Below are 19,083 nucleotides of genomic sequence, written 5' to 3'. Positions count from 1 at the left end.
GCGTCCATTCCGATTTTCGACGGTTATGTGCTGGGGAACTCAGCCAGCCGGGCGGCATAACGCGCCATGGTGTCGACTTCGAAATTGACGAAATCGCCGGCCTTGCGCTCGCCCCAGGTGGTGACCTCAAGCGTGTGCCGGATGAGCAGCACGTCGAAATCCGTGCCGTCGACGGCATTGACCGTCAACGAAGTACCGTCGAGTGCAATCGACCCCTTGGGGGCGACGAATTTCGCCAGATGTTCGGGCGCGCGCAGGCGGTAGCGCGTGGCGTCGCCCTCTGCTGTCACCGAGAGGATTTCCGCCTTGCCGTCGACATGGCCGGAAACGATGTGGCCGCCGAGTTCATCGCCGATCTTCAGCGACCGTTCGAGATTGATGCGGCTGCCCTCTCGCCAGGTGCCGATCGTCGTCAGCCGCAGCGCCTCTTCCCAGGCCTCGACCTCGAACCAGCGGCCGTTGCTTCCCTCGGTCGGAAGTCCAGTGACAGTCAGGCAGATGCCGGCGTGAGAGATCGAGGCGCCCATATCGATGGTTGAGGGATCATAGGCGGTCGCGACCCGCAGCCGGATACCTTCCTTCAGCGGGGAAACGGATTCGACCGTGCCGACATCGGTGACTATTCCGGTGAACATCAAAGCCCTCTTTCGTATTCGTCCAGGCGATCGCCGCCGAACATCAGCGTGCCCGTATGGGCAAAACCCGATGGTATGTCGGTTGCATCAAGCGGGGATTCAATACCACCCTCGCCAATCACAACAGGCGCCTGGTAGAGCTGGATGCGATCGACGAGGCCAGCCTCGAGGAAAAGCCGCGCCGTCTTTGCACCGCCCTCGACCAGAAGCGAGGAAATACCGCGCGTCGCGAGTGCCGGCAGCAGGACTTCCGGATGGTAGGGATTGCAATGGACGACCTCGACGCCGGCGGCCTCGAGGGCTGCGCGGCGGGAGTCCATCTCTGTGGATGCGATATCCTCCTCTGCCTGCGACAATGATCCTTCCTCACTCGCCACCACGATGACCGGAACCTCCCGCGCCGTCCCGACGAGCCTGCTGGTCAGCGGCAATGCCAGGGAAGGATCGAGGACGATGCGGATTGGCGATTGTGATTCAAGACCTGGCGAGCGCACAGTCAGCAGCGGATCATCCGCAATCGCGGTACCGATGCCGACCAGGATGGCATCGGTTTCGGCGCGCAGCGCCTGCACCTGGGCGCGGGCCTCCGGGCCGGTTATCGCCACCTGCCCTGCCCCCTGGCGGCCGATCATGCCATCGGCGGAAACGGCAAGTTTGAGAGTCACATAGGGCCGGTTCTTCGTCTGGCGGGTGAGATAGGCGGCAAGCGACTGCCGGCCCTCCGCCTCCAGCACGCCGGCATCCACCTCTATACCGGCCTCGCGCAGCATGGCGATGCCGCGGCCGGAGACCCGCGGATCGGGATCGGTGACGCTGATGACGACGCGGGCAACACCATAGGCGATCAGCGCCTCGGAACAGGGCGGCGTCTTGCCGTGATGCGAGCAGGGTTCGAGTGTCACATAGGCAGTGGCGCCGCGGGCGAGCGCGCCGGCTTCTGCGAGCGCCTGCGTCTCGGCATGGGGGCGGCCACTGAGCGCCGTCACGGCACGGCCGACGATGACGCCGTCCTTGACGATCAGACAGCCGACGGAAGGATTGGTGGCGGTGCGGCCGAGATGCCAGCGCGAAAGACGGATCGCCGCCGCCATGAAACGTTCGTCATGCGGCGTGATGCTCATGGCTCACCTGTCCAGCGGGTCGCGGGCGATCTTGGCGTTGATTTCGGAAATAACCTTCTCGAAATCCTCGGCAAGCGAGAAATCCCGATAGACCGAGGCGTAGCGCACGAAGCCGACATCATCGAGGCTCTTCATGGCTTCCAACACCTGCAGGCCGATCTGCTCGGAGGAGATCTCGGTCTCACCGGAGCTTTCAAGCCGGCGGACGATACCGGAGACGGCGCGCTCTATGCGGTCGCGCTCGACCGGGCGTTTGCGCAGCGCCACCTCGAAGGAGCGCACCAGCTTGTCGCGGTCGAAGGGCACTTTGCGTCCGGTCTTCTTGATGACCATCAACTCGCGCAGTTGCACACGTTCGAACGTGGTGAAGCGGCCGCCGCAATCGGGACAGATACGCCGCCGGCGGATGGACGTGTTGTCCTCCGCCGGGCGCGAATCCTTGACCTGGGTATCTTCCGAACCGCAATAGGGGCAGCGCATCCCTACTCCTTATCCCATGTAGCCGTACATGGGGAAGCGGTCGGTGAGGTTGACCACCTTGCCGCGCACAGCGGCTTCGACGGCAGCGTTGCCTTCATCGGAATTGGCGACCTTCAGCCCGTCGAGGACCTCGACGATGAGATTGCCAATCTCGCGGAATTCAGCTTCCTTGAAGCCGCGGGTCGTGCCGGCCGGTGCGCCGAGGCGCACGCCCGAGGTGACGAAGGGCTTTTCCGGATCGAAGGGAATGCCGTTCTTGTTGCAGGTGACATAGGCGCGGCCAAGCGCTGCCTCGGCGCGCTTGCCGGTGGCGTTCTTCTTGCGAAGGTCGACCAGCATCAGGTGGTTGTCGGTGCCGCCGGAGACGACGTCGAGGCCGCCCGATATCAGCGTTTCGGCGAGCGCCTTGGCGTTCTTGACGACCTGGGCGGCATAATCCTTGAATTCAGGCTGCAGCGCCTCGCCGAAGGCGACAGCCTTGGCGGCGATGATGTGCATCAGCGGGCCACCCTGCAAACCGGGGAAGACTGCCGAATTGAACTTCTTCGCCAGATCCTCGTCATTGGTGAGGATGACGCCGCCGCGTGGGCCGCGCAACGACTTGTGGGTCGTCGTCGTCGCGACATGGCAATGCGGGAATGGCGACGGATGAACACCACCGGCAATGAGGCCGGCAATATGGGCCATGTCGACCATGAGATAGGCGCCAACCGAATCGGCGATCTCGCGGAAACGCTTCCAGTCCCAAATGCGGGAATAGGCAGTGCCGCCGGCGATGATGAGCTTCGGCTTGGTTTCCTTGGCCTTGCGCTCGACTTCATCCATGTCGAGCAGGTTGTCGCCTTCGCGCACGCCGTAGGAGACGACATTGAACCACTTGCCGGACATGTTGACCGGCGAACCATGCGTGAGGTGGCCGCCCGAATTCAGGTCGAGACCCATGAAGGTGTCACCCGGCTGCAGCAGCGCCAGGAACACCGCCTGGTTCATCTGCGAGCCGGAATTCGGCTGGACGTTGGCGAAATTGACGCCGAACAGCTTCTTGGCGCGCTCGATCGCCAGTTCCTCGGCGATATCGACGAACTGGCAGCCGCCGTAATAACGCTTGCCGGGATAACCCTCGGCATATTTGTTGGTCATGATGGAGCCCTGGGCTTCCAGCACGGCGCGGGAGACGATGTTCTCAGAAGCGATCAGTTCGATCTCGTGCCGTTGGCGACCGAGTTCCTTTCCGATCGCGCTGAAAATGTCCGGATCGACGTCCGCAAGCGAGCGATTGAAGAAGGATTCGGTGGAAGCATTGGTCATGGGCGGGCTCCTCAACTGGAATGCGCTGAGGTATTAGCCTTCCGCCGTGGCGAGGGCAATACGAAGAACGACATTTGCTGAGCAAAGCGCGCGCTCACGCTCTTTTGTGGTCGCACCGCGCCGATCCTTGGCGACCACATCGAGGAGCACCTCCTCGGACATAAAAAACCGCGCCCGAAAGCGCGGTTCTCAAATCACGATGCAGAGGTCGCCGATTATTGGACCGGCTGTTCCATGCCCGCCGTGGTGTCGAGCGCCAGCTCGGCATTGCCGTCCATCTGATAGATGTCGTCGCGGAACTGGACGATGCCGTCGGGCATGCCCCAGGCAGAGATGTAGACGAAATAGACAGGAACTTCGGCAGCGAGCTTGATCGGCGTGTTGACGCCGGTTGCGATCACCTGCTCCATCTGCTGGCGGCTCCAGCCGGGGGTCTCGCGCAACAGCCAGTTCGTCAGGTCGCGAACGTTCTGAACGCGGACGCAGCCCGACGATTCGAAGCGCATCAGCTTGTTGAACAGGCCCTGCTGCGGCGTGTCGTGCATATACTCGCCGTTTTTGTTGTAGAAGTTGATCTTCGTCGAGGCCATGGCGTTGATCTTGCCGGGGTCCTGACGGAACATCAGGTTTGGCGCCTCGCCGTTCCAATCGACGGTCTCGGGGGCGACTTCATTGCCCTTGCCGTCGATCAGGCGGATGGCATTCTTTTCGAGATAGGTCGGATCCTTGCGCATCAGCGGCATGATGTCTTTTTCGACGATCGAGCGCGGCGCCGTCCAGTAAGGATTGAGGATGACCTCGTAAATCTTCGAATTGACGAGATGCGTCGGGCGGCTCAAGCGGCCGACAACCGCGGTGTGGCGCGTCGCGACACTGCCGTCTTCGACAGCCTCGACATAAGCGGCCGGGATGTTGACCATCAGGTGACGGCGGCCCATGTCTTCGGGGAAGGTCTGCAGGCGGATCAGATTGGTGTTCAGCTGCTGCAGGCGGACATCGGCTGGAATGTTCATCGCCTTCAGCGTGAATTCGCCGAGAACGCCATCGGACGGCAGACCGTGGCGGGCCTGGAAGCGCTTGACGGCGCCATCGACATAGGAATCGAAGGCATTGGACATGCCGGCTTCGCGCGGCAGGTCGCCGGTGATCGCAAGGCGCTGGCGCAGCGCCTGGACGGAAGGAGAGCTGACGCCGAGCTGCAGGCGCTGGTCACCGGGATTGACCTCAGGCCAGCCGCCGGCTGCGGCGATCTGCTGATACTGCATGATCGCCTGCTGCGCGCTCGCAACCGACTGCGGGCCGAGGATCGGCGTGTTGGAAACCATGGCGGTCGCCGTGCGCGAAGCCGCCTTGGCGTCAAACTGGTCGTCCCAGTTGCCGCGGCGCGGCGCATTGATCAGCGTATCGAGCGCCGATTGCGCGAATGCCGGCGCAGCAATCGCGCTGGCGCCAACCGTTGCCGCTGACGCAAGGAAAGCGCGGCGCGAGAGAGCTTCAATTCCGTTTTTCTTCGACATAGTCCCAACCACTGACTGCGGCGATAAAGAGATGCCGCGGCTCTTTGCGATATCACTGCGCTTTAACGCAGATCCCAGTCCATTCGTTGTCCCGGCGCATCAAAAAATTCCGCTTGCCCCATCACTAGATTGCGATGCGACAGCCAGCATTCCTGATCGGTCCATTGAAAGCGCCGGTTGTTAAGCCTTCCGCTGCCACACCAATATGGCCAATTCGTGTTGCCGGGCGGGTAGAAGGACTGCCGGCTACCGGAAACACGACACAACGAACCATATGACGGGGTAAAGCGTGCCGGTTAATAACGGCTAAAAAACGGCTTGAATACCGGGCTTTGCGCTTGCCTGCCATGCGTTGCAAAGATGCCACGCGGATCAAACGACAAATCGGACGTGCAGGGAACACGTCCGATTTTCTGCAACCCTGAAGGAGGTCAGGAGTCTTAGAGACGGTACAGGATCTGGTCGTTCCAGAAACGGTCCAGACGCTGGAGCAGTTTGTTCATCTGCGTGAACTCGTCGGTGCCGATGCCGCCGACCTTGTCGATCGAGGCGATGTGGCGTTCGTAGAGCTTGGCCACCGTTTCGGCGATGTCCTGGCCGGTTTCGGTCAGGCTGATGCGGACCGAGCGGCGGTCGATGCGCGAGCGCTGGTGGTTGATGAAACCGAGATCGACCAGTTTCTTGACGTTGTAGGAGACGTTGGAGCCGAGATAGTAGCCACGCGAGCGCAGCTCGCCGGCGGTCAGCTCGGAGTTGCCGATGTTGAAAAGGAGCAGCGCCTGGATGGCGTTGACATCGCTGCGACCCTGACGGTCGAATTCGTCCTTGATGACGTCGAGAAGACGACGGTGCAGACGTTCAACGAGGTGAAGGGATTCCATGTAAAGATCACGGATGTCATGATCCTGCTGGTCACGGAAGTTCGATACCGCCTGCGGCTTAATTTTCGTGTTCATATTGACTGCCTCACTGTTTGTTTGGCGGTGTGTTTTCTTCCCGCCTTGAGTGAGACCCTATCGAATACATATAAAATTCGACTTAAACCGCAGGCTTAACGGAGCCTTACCGCTAACCCCACGTTGTCTCAGGGTAAATCAACACTTACCTGGCGGCGGTGCCGGCGCTTTTCCAGCCACAGCAGCAGGCGGAAAATCCAGTAGACGACGGCGACCATGAGATGCAGCAGGATGATCAGCTGGTTGGGTCCGAAAATATCCGGCAGCAGGCCATACATGAGGATCTGCCCGCCGGCGGCCAGCACCCAGATGACCGGTCCCCAGGAGACGGTGAGCCAGAGGCCGAGGGAGGCGACGGGGAAGAGCACGGCGAGGCTGGTGCTCGCCACCTTCCACGGCAGGCTCAAAAGATCGAAGCGGCCGGCGCCGACCAGCGAATAGCCGACGAGCATCGCCCAATATTGCAGGCCAAACCAGAAGCAGGATACGGCAACCAGCCTCAGGAAGAGAATGAAGAGGATATCCGCCAGTGTGCGTTTCGGTATCGTCGGGGATTCGGTTTCCATAGCGCAGACATCGGTTTGGGGTTGCATCTTCACAAGGGCGCCCGCGCGTCTGACACGACGCGCCAGGGACGCTCTATAACATCGAGTTGGCGCATAACCCGAAAATCCATTTCGATTTTCGGGTTATGCGCCAGAGGTTTTTCCGCCGCGGCCAATCGTCCGGTTTGGATTTTCCAGGCGCCATGATAATGAGCGCTCCGATAAATGGAATGGGCCAAGGACAGATATCATGCAGGACAGGACGCATCTCGTCGACGACATCACCGGTCATCGCCGCATGCGGCGCAACCGCAAGGCGGATTGGACACGCCGGCTGGTGCAGGAGAACCGGCTGACGGTCGATGACCTGATCTGGCCGATCTTCATCGTGCCGGGTTCCGGCATCATCGATCCGATCCCGGCCATGCCGGGCGTCAACCGCATGAGCATCGACAAGGCCGTGGAAGCCGCGCGCGAAGCGGCCGGCCTCGGCATTCCGGCGCTTGCCACCTTTCCGAATATCGAGATGGAACTGCGTGACGAGACCGGCTCGAACAGCCTCGAGGCCAACAATCTGATCAATCAGACGACGGCGGCGATCAAGAAGGCGGTGCCCAATATCGGCGTCATTACCGACGTCGCGCTCGATCCCTTCACCAGCCACGGCCATGACGGCATTCTCAGGGGCGGCGAGATCGTCAACGACGAGACCGTTGACCAGGTCGCACGCGCCGCCGTCATGCAGGCGGATGCCGGCGCAGACATCATCGCGCCGTCGGAGATGATGGACGGGCGCATCGGCGCGATCCGCATGGCGCTCGATGCGGCCGGCCACCAGAGCGTCGGCATCATGAGCTATGCGACGAAATTCGCCTCCGCCTTCTACGGTCCCTATCGCGAGGCGATCTCGACGGGCGGGCTGCTGAAAGGCGACAAGAAGACCTATTATATCGACCCCGCCAACGGCACCGAGGCAATCCGCGACGCGGCCCTCGACGTCGAAGAAGGCGCCGACATGCTGATGGTCAAGCCCGGCCTGCCCTATCTCGATATCTGCTGGCGGATGAAGGAGGCCTTCGGCCTGCCGACCTTCGCTTACCAGGTTTCCGGCGAATATACGCAGATCAAGGCGGCGGCGATGAACGGCTGGATCGATGGCGAGCGGGCGATGCTCGAAACGCTGCTGTCGTTCAAGCGGGCGGGATGCGACGGTGTCCTCACCTATTTCGCGGTCGAAGTGGCGAAAATTCTCGCAAAGCGGTGACTGCATAATTCCTTAAATCGGAATCGATTTAAGGATAAAATTATGCAGCGATTCAAAGTGCTACAGCGTCCTTCGCGCATCTCAAAAGACGCGCGGCGTTGTAGTGCATGATGCCGAAAAGTGTCCGCGGTTTTCGGACGACATCATGCTCCATTTCTTTAATTTAGATGCGGATGGTTTTGGGCCGATCCGGCCTAAAACCATTCGCATCTGAGGCAGATTATTGCATTTTGCCCTGCCGATACCATATCAGCGGCATCGCTTTTCCTGAGGAGATTGAGATGAGCTACAACCCCAATCCGCTTTATGCCGCCCCGGAGGACTGGCGCGCCTATAGCGGCGTGTTGAGCCGCCGGGTCTTCGCCTTCATTCTCGACTATGTCATCGTGGCGCTGCTCTGCATTCCCGCGGCGATTGTGCTGTTCTTCCTGTCGATCGTCACGCTGGGGCTCGGCTTCTTTCTCTACCCTGCCCTCTTCGTCATCGTCGCCGGCATTTACTTCGGCCTGACTGTGGGCGGGCCGAGCCAGGCCTCTTTCGGCATGCGCGCGATGGGTATCGCGATCGTGCGCGTCGATGGACGGCCGATGGATTTCATGACGGCGATCGTGCATCTGGCGCTGTTCTGGATCCTCAACTCGGTGCTGACGCCGCTCATCCTGCTTGCCGGCCTGTTTATCGAGCGCAGCCGTCTCGTCCACGACCTGCTGGTCGGCACGGCGACGGTGCGCACAGCCTGATACCTTGGCTGAAACCCTAAATGCGATCCCGGGGCGGAGACGAAATAAAGTCTCCGCCTTCTCTTTGCGGACGGGCGCCAGCGCTCCATATTTAAAATTAGAAGACTGATATGAAGGGCGAAAAACGCCCCGCTGTTGACGTTTTTTATTCTTAGGTCATGCTGTCAGGAAACGGCACGGTCTCGACAAGGAAATTTCCGCGACAAATGAATACGCAGACGACGCCATCACCGCAGTTTTATCTGACGGCTCCGGCTGCGTGTCCGTACCTGCCGCATGAGATGGAGCGAAAGGTGTTCACCCATCTGGTCGGCCCGCGCGCCGCCGAGATGAACGACATCCTGACGCAGGGCGGTTTCCGCCGCTCGCAGAACATCGCTTATCGCCCGGCCTGCGAATCCTGTCGCGCCTGCGTTTCCGTGCGAATTCTCGCCCAGGAGTTCGAGCCGACGAAATCGATGAAGCGGGTGCTTGGCGCCAATTCCGACGTCATCGCCACCGAATTCGCAGCCCAACCTTCCAGCGAACAATATTCGCTCTTCCGACGCTATCTCGATTTTCGCCACCAGCAGGGCGGCATGTCCGACATGACCGTGCTCGACTATGCAATCATGGTGGAAGACACGCATGTGAATACGAGAATCATCGAATATCGCCGGCGCGAGGAAGGCTCGGGACTGGAGCAGCGACCAAAGGGCGAGTTGCTGGCTGCCGCCCTTACCGACACGATGAGCGACGGGCTGTCGATGGTCTATTCCTATTTCAATCCGGCGCTTGAACGGCGTTCGCTCGGCACTTTCATGATTCTCGACCATGTCAGGCGCACAAAAGCGCTGGGACTGCCGCATGTCTATCTCGGCTACTGGGTTCAAGGGTCGCGGAAAATGGACTACAAGACGCGCTTCCAGCCGCAGGAGCATCTGACCCCGCGCGGCTGGGAACGCTTCGATCCCTCGTCCATGCCCGAGAGCACCCACGACTGAATGTTCCCCACCGCTCTTTCCGACCATCGGAAGGGCCTGCTGCTGACGGCGATCGGCGGGCTGGCGCTTTCCGTGGATATCCCGCTCATGCGGCTCGCCGACGGCGAGCTGTGGTCGATCCTTGCCGCGAGAAGCATCGCGACCCTTGGCGTGACGCTTCTGGTCGCCACAGTGCTCAGGATCGCCAACGGGCGGTGGCCAGTGCTCGTGCCGGGGTGGCCGGGCCTCGTCACCGGCCTGCTCTACGGGCTGACGACGGTGGTCTTCCTTCTTGCCGTTTTCAATACCTCGACGGCCAATGTCGTTTTCATCGTCGCCTTCAATCCGATGTTCGCCGCCCTGCTTTCCTGGATTTTCCTCAAGGAGCGGCCGGCGCTAGCTACGCTGATCGCCATGGCGGCGATGATCGTCGGCGTCGGCCTGATCGTCCAGGACGGGCTTTCGAGCGGCCATCTCTTCGGCGACAGCATGGCGCTGCTGACCGCCTTCATCATTGCCGCCGCCATCACCATCAGCCGCGCCTCGCGCCGGGAGATGGGCTTCGTCTCCCTGCTTTCGACGGTGCTGCCGGCGGCGGTCGGCCTGATCTCGGTCATGCCGGCAGGCGGTTTTTCGATCGAGCATCCCGCCTGGATCCTCTTCAACGGTGCGGTGATGATGCCGCTTGCCCTCTGGTGCCTGGCGACCGGGCCGCGTTACCTCTCCGCACCTGAAGTCGGCATGTTCTACCTGCTCGAAACCGTGCTCGCACCGATCTGGGTCTGGCTGATCTTTGCCGAAACGCCGACGACGATGACACTGGTCGGGGGCGGCATCCTGGTGGCGGCGATCGCAGCCCATTCCGTCTGGATGGTGCGGAGGAAAAGCATCGTTCAAATGGCAGGCTAGGACGTTCTCGCCTGCTCGGCCTCATGTTATAACGCCGTTATCACAGAGGATAAAACCAGGTGGCACTCCGCGAACTCGCGAAATGATACGGCTTCAGTGGCTGAGCCGCCAAGCGATTGAAAATATGCACGATGAGCAAATCGCCGAGCAGGCGGTCTGCCTGGCCTGCGGGATGCCAATGCATTGGAAACCTTAGCGCGCCCGCTTAACAAGGCTGCATACGGCGAGACCGACATCTTCGTACTCGCCGCAGCCTATCTCTATGCCATTGTTAGAAACCACCCATTCGCTGATGGAAACAGGCGTACCGGCTGTCTCGCGGCGTTTACGTTTCTCTACATCAACCGCTATGTCATCAATGCCGACAACGCGCAGGTCATTGCATTTGTACTAGAGGTAGCCGCAGGCGAGATCGACGAGGAAGGTGCGACCCGCTTCCTTCGAGATTTCAGCATACCGCTCAACCCGTCGCCTTGAACTGCTGCTGCTCCAGTTCCCTGCCAAGCCCTTCGACCACATGCGCCCAGCCTTGCCGGGTCTTTTCCTCGTGTTCGGCCCATTCGGCGCACATTTCGTGGGTCAGCGTCAGACGACTGCCGCCGCCAAGAGGCTCGATGTTGATTTCGACACGGTCGCAATTGTGGTCGTGTTCCTCGACGGAAAAGCTGAAGACCATGCGCTGCGGGCGCTTCAGTTCCAGGAAGACACCCTGGTGGAAGGCGTCGCCGGTCGGGCGGCGGTCGACGACGAAGAAACGGCCGCCGACATGCGGATCGATATCGGCGCGGATGACGTGACCGTCATCGGTCGCAAACAGGAAGCGGCGGGCGATTTCGGGGTTAAGCCAGGCGTCGTAGACAACGGCGGGCGGCACCCTGTAGGTGTGGCTGACATGCAGTTTGATGGTGCTGGCGGGCATCTATTTTCCTCCGGTAATGGCGCGCACACTCCTCCCGTGCGCGGCCTGCGGCCATTCCGTCCGCCTCCGGAGCCGGCCTACTCATATTTTTGCTAACAGGATTGAAATAGAGGAATTGTCGCGCCCGCCAAGACTCGGGCGCGGAATTTACTGCATCTAAGTTTTACAGCGTTCTTTGCGCGCCTGAAAAGACGCGCGGTGCTCTCGTGCCTCAGCCGGCGAATTTACCGCTGCGCGGGAAGCCCTTCGGCACGGTGCGGCCGGCGGTGGCGCGGTCGGCCAGCCATTCGGCAAGTTCATCCTTGTTCTTCGTGAAGGTGCGGCCGGCGCTGTCTTCCCAGACGAGGCCGTCTGATATCGCGAAGCAACGGACGTCGGAAATGCCGCCATCCTTGTAACGCTGCAGACGCACGCCCTTGCCGCGCGACATTTCCGGCACCTGCGCCAGCGGGAATACCAGCAGCTTGCGGTTTTCGCCGACGACGGCGACATGGTCGCCGCTGACGGGCACGAGCAGCTGCGTTTCCTCGGGCAGCCCGACGTTCATGATCTGCTTGCCCTTGCGCGTATTGGCGACCAGTTCGGCTTCAGGCACGACGAAGCCGTTGCCGGCGGTCGAGACGATCAGCTGCTTGCGCGAGGGATCATGGACAAAAGCGGTCAGCACCGCCTGGTCGTTATCCATATCGACGATGATGCGTAGCGGCTCGCCATGACCGCGGCCGCCCGGCAGCTTGTCGCCGCCGAGTGTGAAGGCCTTGCCGCCTGTCGTGACGATCAGGATCTTGTCCGTCGTCTGCGCCGGGAAGGCGATCTTCAAGCCGTCACCTTCCTTGAAGGTCAGCGTTGCCGTATCGGCGATATGGCCCTTCAATGCGCGGATCCAGCCCTTTTCGGAAATGACGACGGTGATCGGTTCCTTCTCGATCATCGCCTGCTGGATTGCTTCCTCGTCGGTCTCGGGCGCGTCGGCAAACTGGGTGCGGCGGCGGCCGACCTCCGTTGCCTTGGCGAATTTCTTCTTCACCTCACCGATTTCCCAGGCGACCGTCTGCCATTGCTTGTCGTCGGAGGAAAGCAACGCCTCGATCTCGCCCTTTTCCTTGGTGAGTTCGTCGAATTCCTTGCGGATCTCGAACTCTTCCAGCTTGCGCAAGGCGCGCAACCGCATATTGAGGATCGCCTCGACCTGATTGTCGGTGAGATCCCAGCGCGCCATCATGACCGGCTTCGGCTCGTCCTCCTCGCGGATGATGCGGATGACCTCATCGATGTTGAGGTAGGCGACCAGCAGGCCGCTGAGGATTTCGAGGCGCCTGTCGATCGCTGCCAGTCGGAAGCGCGAGCGGCGCTGCAGAACTTCGCGGCGGTGGTCCAGCCACTCCCTCAGGACCTCGTTCAGCGCCATGACCCGCGGGATGCGGCCCATGGACAGCACGTTCATGTTGAGCGGGAAGCGGCTTTCGAGCTCCGTCAGCTTGAACATCGATTCCATCAGGATCGTCGGATCGACGCTGCGAGTCTTCGGCACCAGCACGACACGAATGTCTTCGGCCGATTCGTCGCGGATATCTTCCAGCAGCGGCAGCTTGCGGGCGATCAGCAGCTCTGCGATCTTCTCGATCAGCCGCGATTTCTGCACCTGGAAGGGAATTTCGGTGATGACGATCTGGTAGCCGCCGCGGCCGAGATCTTCCGTCTGCCATTTCGCCCGCACGCGGAAACCGCCGCGGCCGGTGCGGTAGCTCTCGATGATGCTGTCGCGGCTATCGATGATGATGCCGCCGGTGGGGAAATCCGGGCCGGGAATGAATTCGACGAGCTTTTCGACGGTCGCATCGGGATGCTTGATCAGATGCAGGGCAGCATCGCAAAGCTCGTGAGCATTGTGCGACGGGATCGAGGTCGCCATGCCGACGGCGATGCCGGAGGAGCCGTTGGCGAGCAGGTTCGGGAAGGCGCCGGGAAGGACGACCGGCTCGGAATTCGATTCGTCGTAAGTGTCGCGGAAATCGACGGCATCCTGATCGATGCCTTCAAGCAGCAGTTCGGAGACCGCAGTCATCTTCGATTCGGTGTAACGCATGGCGGCGGGGCTGTCGCCGTCGATATTGCCGAAATTGCCCTGGCCGTTAACCAGCGTGTAGCGCTGCGAGAAATCCTGGGCGAGACGGGCAAGCGCGTCGTAGATCGACTGGTCGCCGTGCGGATGGTAGTTACCCATCACCTCGCCGACGATCTTGGCGCATTTTCTGAAGGCCGAGTTCGGCCTCAGCCCCATCTCGTTCATCGCATAGACGATGCGGCGGTGAACCGGCTTCAGCCCGTCGCGCACGTCAGGCAGGGCGCGGTGCATGATGGTCGACAGCGCATAGGCAAGGTAACGCTGCTCGAGCGCCGCCTTGAGGTCGACCGGTTGGATATGATCGTCGTCTCCGCCGGAAGGCGGCAAAATCTCTTGTCCCATAGGTCCTGACTAGCTCAGAAGCGGCCGGCGGGCAAGGAATCCGGGCCATTACGGCTGTGGATGAAGTCTTGGGACTGACATCAAAGGATGACACAAACGTTCCGCCGCAATTTGGACTTCGTTTGCCGTTCCTCTCAACAGAAATTTAGAGATCCGCAAATATAAAGCTGGCCCAATCCGTAGTAGCGTAACTGCAGATTTCCAACCGCCACCACGCCACCAGAGGAAACACCCCATGAACTTTTCCCGGACAACGCGGCTGATGCTGTCGGGCGCCGCCTTTTTCTCGCTCGCCGGTTCGGCTTTCGCTCTCGACGGCGCCGATCTGCTGAAGAAGCTCAACGCCGCCTATGCCGTACAGGGAGGAACGATTTCGGCTGACGCCGTCGATATCGACGGCACGACCGCGACGCTGAAGAAAGTCACCGTCAAATCGGCCGGCGGCGAAAGCCTGGCCGTCGGCGAAGTCACCCTTTCCGGCGTCGAAGAAGACGAGGATGGCGGCTATTACATCGAAGAGGCCGCCTTCCCCGATATCAACACTACGAAAGACGGCGTCACGGTAACGGCGCAGGAGCTGACGCTCGGCGGCATCTCGATCCCGGCAACGGCGGGCGGCGACACGCTCGATACCATGATGCTCTACGAAACCGCCCATACCGGCCCGCTGAAGGTGGTCAAGGACGGCGCGGAAATGTTCTCGGTGCTCGAAAGCGACGTCAATTTGACATTGCGCGAAGACGAATCCGGCTTCGATTTCGACGGCGCGTTCAAAAGCATGAAGGCCGATCTCAGCAAAGCCGAGGATCCGCAGAGCAAAGACGCGATCGAGAAGCTGGCCCTGCAGCACATCCAGGGCGACATCACCATGAAGGGCGCCTGGGAAATTGCCCCCGGCACGATCGACATTTCGGAATTCGCCTTCGACTTCACCAACATCGGCAAGCTGAACCTTGGCTTCAAGATCTCGGGCTACACGATGGCCTTCGTGAAGTCGCTGCAGGATGCGATGAAGCAATCCGAAGCCAGTGCGAACAAGGAAGAATCGCAGCAGGCGCTCGGCCTTGCCATGCTCGGCCTGATGCAGCAGTTGTCCTTCGAGGCAGCACAGGTGCGCTTCGAAGATGCCTCGATCACCAAGCGTGCGCTGGATTATGCCGGTTCACAGCAGAACATGTCGGGCAAGCAGATGGCGGATTCGCTGAAGGCGATGACGCCGATCATGCTGGCGCAGCTCAATATCCCGGAACTGCAGAACGCCGTTTCGGCTGCCGTCAACACCTTCCTCGACGATCCGAAGAGCCTGACCGTCAAGGCCGCTCCCGAAAAGCCGGTACCGTTCCCGACGATCGTGGGCGCCGCCATGGGCGCTCCCAACACACTGCCGCAGGTGCTCGGCGTCAAGGTTACCGCCAACGACTGATCGCTTCGATCTTGCGATGAAAGGCCCGGCAGTAGTGAACTGCCCCCCAAAGGTTGACGTCCAACTTTCGGGGGCAGTTCACGGACTGCCGGGCCTTTTCGTTTTCAGGCGCGGTGGCGGGCGACTTCAGAAATGGCGAAGTTTGCGATATCAAGCAATTCTTCAAGAGATGCCCCGTCCCTCGCCTGCACCGACATGCCCTGGATGATGGCACCGAGGAACCGTGCGAGTGCGCGAGGGTTCGTTCCGGCCTTGATATCACCCTCGCGGATGCCACGCTCGATCCTTGCCGTGAAAGCGTCCAGCGACCGACGACGCATCGCCGCAACATGGTCGGCGATCACGTCGTTCTCGCTGGCGCAGTTCAGCACAGCCGTCGAAATCATGCAGCCTTTAGGATGCTCCGGAGCCGAGAAAATCTCGGCCGAGCCCCGCAATATGCGCTCGAAGGCGGAGACGGTGTCGATCGGATCGCCGAGCGCGGAAAACGTGTCGGAGCCCAGCGTTCGGTATTGCTCGAGCGCGGCGCGATAGAGATCGGCCTTCGAGTTGAAGGCGGCATAGAGGCTTTGCGGCGTGATGCCCATAGCGGCAGTGAGATCGGCGATCGAGGCGCCCTCATATCCATGCGCCCAGAAGGTCTCGCGCGCCGCCGACAGCACAGTCTCGCGGTCGAAGGCAGGCGGGCGGCCGCGGCGGCGGGCGGCAGGATTTTTCATGTTAGTGCTATTTTTCACAATGATCACTCTAGAAATTCAAAACGGCTTTCTATATTCAGGAACGGTCATTGTGATTATAGAAGGTTTAATCTGATGAGTCTTCCCCTCGAAATGGCAGACGCCGACCGGAATTCATCCCTTGCCGCAGCGGTCGATGCGGCAATCACAAGCGCGCTCGACGACAAACGGCTTGTGGGAACGGTGGTACTCGTTGCCCGCGACGGAGAGATCGTCCATCGCCGCGCCGCCGGCCTTGCCGACCGTGAAAGCGGTCTGGCGATGCGCGAGGACACCATCTTCAGGCTTGCATCGATCACCAAGCCGATCGTCACCATCGCCGCGATGCGGCTCGTCGAGCAGGCAAGAATTGGGCTCGACGACGCCGTGACGAGATGGCTGCCGGATTTCCGTCCGAGCCTGCCTGACGGCGGAGAGGCGATCATCCGCATCCGCCACCTGCTGACCCATACGTCCGGCCTCGGCTACAGCTTCTCCGAAGAGGACGGCGGTTCCTATATCAGCGCCGGCGTTTCCGACGGCCTTGCCGAACCGGGACTGCCGCTGGCCGAGAACCTGCGGCGGATCGCCAGCGTGCCGCTGCGCTTTGCGCCGGGCAGCGACTGGCAATATTCCGTCGCCATGGATGTCCTCGGCGGCGTCATCGAGGCCGAAACGGGAGTGCCGTTGGGCGATGCCGTCGCTGAACTGGTGACCAAACCGCTTGGCCTTGCCGATACCGCGTTTTCGGTTCGCGACCGCAGCCGGCTGGCCGCGGCCTATATGAACGCTTCACCGGAACCCGGGCTGATGGGCGAGAATGCGGTGGTGATGTCGCTGATGGGTCCCATCCGCTTCGCACCGAACCGCATCTTCGACCCCGCCTCCTATCATTCCGGCGGCGCCGGCATGGCGGGAACGGCGGGTGACGTGCTCGCCGTGCTCGATACCATCCGTAGGGGTGGCGCACCGCTGCTCTCGACCGAAACCGTAGGGATGATGATGACGGACCAGGCCGGCGGGCGCCGCCAGCAGCATGAACCAGGCTCCGGCTTTGGCTTCGGCTGGTCTGTTATCACCAATCCGGCCGAGGCAGGTGTCCCCTTCCCCAAGGGCACGCTGAAATGGGGCGGCGTCTACGGCCATAGCTGGTTCATCGACCCCGTCAACGGGCTGACCGTCGTTGCGCTGACCAACACGACGCTGGAGGGCATGTGGGGCAAGTTCACAGTCGATCTTCGCGAGGCGATCTACGCGGCATTGTGAGCGACCGAACCAAACGAAAAGCCCGGCGATTTGCCGGGCTTTTGCATTCGGGAGCAGACGATCTCAGTCCTTCTTGACCGGCGGGATCGGCCGGATAGAGAGCTCACGCAGTTGCGTCGGCGTTGCCGGGCTCGGCGCGCCCATCAGCAGGTCCTGGGCCTGCTGGTTCATCGGGAACAGCGAGATTTCGCGCAGGTTCTTCGCGCCGACGAGCAGCATAACGATACGGTCGATACCGAAGGCAGCACCGCCATGCGGCGGCGCGCCGTACTGGAAGGCGCGGTAGAGGCCGCCGAAACGGTCTTCGACATCCTGCTGGCTGAGGCCGACCTTCTCGAAGGCGGCGACCATGGTTTCCGGCGACTGGTTACGGATCGAGCCCGAGGCGATTTCGAAACCGTTGCAGACGGCGTCATACTGGAACGCCTTGATCGTCAGCGGATCCTGGTTCTGCAGCGCATCGAGGCCGCCCTGCGGCATCGAGAACGGGTTGTGCGCGAAATCGACCTTCTTTTCTTCCTCGCTCCATTCGAAGAACGGGAAGTCGACGATCCAGCAGAGTTCGAAACGCTCGCGATCGACAAGGTTCAACTCTTCGCCGGCCTTGGTGCGGGCTTCACCGGCAAACTTGTAGAACTTCGCCGGATCGCCGGCAACGAAGAAGCAGGCGTCACCGTCATCGAGGCCGAGCTGGGTACGGATCGCGTCGGTGCGCTCCTCGCCGATGTTCTTTGCAAGCGGGCCGGCGCCCTCGAGCTTGTCACCTTCCTTGCGCCAGAAGATGTAGCCGAGGCCAGGCTGACCGGTCGACTGCGCCCAGGCATTCATGCGATCGCAGAACGCTCTGGAACCGCCGGTCTTGGCCGGAATAGCCCAGATCTCGACCTTCGGGTTGGAGGCGATCATGCCTGCGAAAACCTTGAAGCCGGAGCCGGCGAAATGTTCGGTGACCGCTTCCATGACGATGGGGTTGCGCAGGTCCGGCTTGTCCGAACCATATTTACGGATCGCCTCGTCGTAGGGGATGCGCGGCCATTCCTTGGTGACCGGCTTGCCTTCGGCGAACTCTTCGAAAATGCCGGTCATCAGCGGACCCATCGTGTCCCAGACGTCTTCCTGGGTGACGAAGCTCATTTCGAGGTCGAGCTGGTAGAATTCACCCGGCAGGCGATCGGCGCGCGGGTCTTCGTCGCGGAAGCAGGGCGCGATCTGGAAGTAGCGGTCGAAGCCTGCAACCATCAGCAGCTGCTTGTACTGCTGCGGCGCCTGCGGCAGCGCATAGAAGGTGCCGGGATGGATGCGGGAGGGCACGAGGAAGTCGCGCGCGCCTTCCGGCGAGGAGGCCGTCAGGATCGGCGTCGTATATTCGGTGAAGCCGACATTGCCCATTTCGCGGCGCATGGCGGAGATCACCTGGGTGCGCCTGACGATGTTCTTGTGCAGCGTTTCGCGGCGAAGATCGAGGAAGCGATACTTCAAGCGGACGTCTTCCGGATAATCCGGCTCGCCGAAGACCGGCAGCGGCAGTTCCTTGGCGGCGGAGAGAACTTCGATCTCCTGCGCGTAGAGCTCGATCTCGCCTGTTGCCATGGCCTTGTTGACGGTGTCTTCGGTGCGGGCCTTGACGAGGCCGTCGATGCGGATGACCCACTCGCCACGCACGGTTTCCGCCATCTTGAAGGCTGGGCTGTCGGGATCGGCGACGACCTGGGTGATGCCGTAATGGTCGCGAAGGTCGATGAAGAGAACGCCGCCATGGTCGCGAACGCGGTGAACCCAGCCGGAAATACGGACGGTCGAGCCGACATCCGACTTGCGGAGGGCGGCGCATGTGTGGCTGCGGTAGCGATGCATG

General features: G+C 61.3%; 17 protein-coding genes and 1 pseudogene. 7 read left to right on the top strand and 11 right to left on the bottom strand.

Annotated features, from left to right (window positions below; translation table 11 throughout):
* Nucleotides 1-23 precede the first annotated feature (23 nt).
* The 7 genes from MOV76_RS20575 to MOV76_RS20545 form a co-directional block, all read right to left on the bottom strand.
* Complete coding sequence (locus tag MOV76_RS20575; protein WP_247265175.1) at nucleotides 24-635, bottom strand: riboflavin synthase; 612 nt, start codon at nucleotides 633-635, stop codon at nucleotides 24-26.
* Nucleotides 635-1,756: a bifunctional diaminohydroxyphosphoribosylaminopyrimidine deaminase/5-amino-6-(5-phosphoribosylamino)uracil reductase RibD gene (gene ribD / locus MOV76_RS20570; RefSeq protein WP_247265174.1), complete on the bottom strand. Its 1,122-nt coding sequence runs from the start codon at nucleotides 1,754-1,756 to the stop codon at nucleotides 635-637. Before ribD ends, MOV76_RS20575 begins: the two co-directional genes overlap by 1 nt.
* Nucleotides 1,757-1,759: 3 nt before the next feature.
* Nucleotides 1,760-2,236: a transcriptional regulator NrdR gene (gene nrdR, locus MOV76_RS20565; RefSeq protein WP_003547190.1), complete on the bottom strand. Its 477-nt coding sequence runs from the start codon at nucleotides 2,234-2,236 to the stop codon at nucleotides 1,760-1,762.
* A gap of 9 nt (nucleotides 2,237-2,245) precedes the next feature.
* Nucleotides 2,246-3,544 (bottom strand): serine hydroxymethyltransferase, encoded by a 1,299-nt coding sequence (gene glyA / locus MOV76_RS20560; RefSeq protein WP_247265173.1) that lies wholly within the window; start codon nucleotides 3,542-3,544, stop codon nucleotides 2,246-2,248.
* A 215-nt stretch (nucleotides 3,545-3,759) separates the two neighbouring features.
* Nucleotides 3,760-5,061: a murein L,D-transpeptidase gene (locus tag MOV76_RS20555; protein ID WP_018241513.1), complete on the bottom strand. Its 1,302-nt coding sequence runs from the start codon at nucleotides 5,059-5,061 to the stop codon at nucleotides 3,760-3,762.
* 440 nt (nucleotides 5,062-5,501) lie between these two features.
* On the bottom strand, nucleotides 5,502-6,017 hold the full coding sequence (gene ldtR / locus MOV76_RS20550) for a transcriptional regulator LdtR (RefSeq protein ID WP_018241512.1): 516 nt from the start codon (nucleotides 6,015-6,017) through the stop codon (nucleotides 5,502-5,504).
* 128 nt (nucleotides 6,018-6,145) lie between these two features.
* A complete protein-coding gene (locus MOV76_RS20545; protein ID WP_018447468.1) occupies nucleotides 6,146-6,583 on the bottom strand; it encodes a DUF6163 family protein in 438 nt (145 codons plus the stop codon).
* A gap of 229 nt (nucleotides 6,584-6,812) precedes the next feature.
* Here MOV76_RS20545 and hemB point away from each other — a divergent pair, with 229 nt between their 5' ends.
* The 5 genes and pseudogenes from hemB to MOV76_RS20520 all read left to right on the top strand — a co-directional run bounded on the left by hemB (nucleotide 6,813) and on the right by MOV76_RS20520 (nucleotide 10,914).
* Entirely contained in the window at nucleotides 6,813-7,826 is a 1,014-nt protein-coding gene (gene hemB, locus MOV76_RS20540) for a porphobilinogen synthase (RefSeq protein ID WP_018447467.1), read from the top strand.
* 281 nt (nucleotides 7,827-8,107) lie between these two features.
* A complete protein-coding gene (locus tag MOV76_RS20535; RefSeq protein ID WP_130749585.1) occupies nucleotides 8,108-8,566 on the top strand; it encodes an RDD family protein in 459 nt (152 codons plus the stop codon).
* Between the two features lie 206 nt (nucleotides 8,567-8,772).
* Complete coding sequence (locus tag MOV76_RS20530; RefSeq protein WP_018241509.1) at nucleotides 8,773-9,549, top strand: arginyltransferase; 777 nt, start codon at nucleotides 8,773-8,775, stop codon at nucleotides 9,547-9,549.
* On the top strand, nucleotides 9,550-10,437 hold the full coding sequence (locus MOV76_RS20525; RefSeq protein WP_168319366.1) for a DMT family transporter: 888 nt from the start codon (nucleotides 9,550-9,552) through the stop codon (nucleotides 10,435-10,437).
* A gap of 82 nt (nucleotides 10,438-10,519) precedes the next feature.
* Nucleotides 10,520-10,914, top strand: a pseudogene (locus MOV76_RS20520) (type II toxin-antitoxin system death-on-curing family toxin).
* Here MOV76_RS20520 and MOV76_RS20515 read toward each other — a convergent pair.
* Together MOV76_RS20515 and parC are read right to left on the bottom strand one after the other, a co-directional pair.
* The gene (locus MOV76_RS20515) at nucleotides 10,898-11,356 is read right to left on the bottom strand and encodes an SRPBCC domain-containing protein (RefSeq protein ID WP_018241505.1); all 459 of its coding nucleotides are present in this window, start codon (nucleotides 11,354-11,356) and stop codon (nucleotides 10,898-10,900) included. The pseudogene MOV76_RS20520 and the gene MOV76_RS20515 sit on opposite strands and share 17 nt — an antisense overlap.
* 211 nt (nucleotides 11,357-11,567) lie before the next feature.
* Nucleotides 11,568-13,823, bottom strand: a complete 2,256-nt coding sequence (gene parC / locus MOV76_RS20510) for a DNA topoisomerase IV subunit A (RefSeq protein WP_018241504.1) — start codon at nucleotides 13,821-13,823, stop codon at nucleotides 11,568-11,570.
* Nucleotides 13,824-14,058: 235 nt separating this feature from the next.
* Between parC and MOV76_RS20505 the strand changes: the two genes are divergently transcribed.
* Nucleotides 14,059-15,246, top strand: coding sequence for a YdgA family protein (locus MOV76_RS20505; RefSeq protein WP_247265172.1), 1,188 nt, complete (start codon nucleotides 14,059-14,061; stop codon nucleotides 15,244-15,246).
* A 104-nt stretch (nucleotides 15,247-15,350) separates the two neighbouring features.
* Here MOV76_RS20505 and MOV76_RS20500 read toward each other — a convergent pair whose 3' ends face one another.
* On the bottom strand, nucleotides 15,351-15,992 hold the full coding sequence (locus MOV76_RS20500; protein WP_247265171.1) for a TetR/AcrR family transcriptional regulator: 642 nt from the start codon (nucleotides 15,990-15,992) through the stop codon (nucleotides 15,351-15,353).
* 66 nt (nucleotides 15,993-16,058) lie between these two features.
* Here MOV76_RS20500 and MOV76_RS20495 point away from each other — a divergent pair, with 66 nt between their 5' ends.
* The gene (locus MOV76_RS20495; protein ID WP_247265170.1) at nucleotides 16,059-17,228 is read left to right on the top strand and encodes a serine hydrolase; all 1,170 of its coding nucleotides are present in this window, start codon (nucleotides 16,059-16,061) and stop codon (nucleotides 17,226-17,228) included.
* A gap of 63 nt (nucleotides 17,229-17,291) precedes the next feature.
* On the opposite strand, the gene aspS is transcribed toward MOV76_RS20495, so the two are convergent.
* Nucleotides 17,292-19,082, bottom strand: a complete 1,791-nt coding sequence (gene aspS, locus MOV76_RS20490; RefSeq protein WP_247265169.1) for an aspartate--tRNA ligase — start codon at nucleotides 19,080-19,082, stop codon at nucleotides 17,292-17,294.
* Nucleotide 19,083 lies beyond the last annotated feature (1 nt).

The sequence above is a fragment of the Rhizobium sp. PRIMUS64 genome (genome assembly GCF_023006465.1).
Lineage (GTDB): Bacteria > Pseudomonadota > Alphaproteobacteria > Rhizobiales > Rhizobiaceae > Rhizobium > Rhizobium leguminosarum.
The sequence above is the reverse complement of the archived record's forward strand: the minus strand, read 5'-3'. Positions and strand labels throughout refer to the sequence as shown.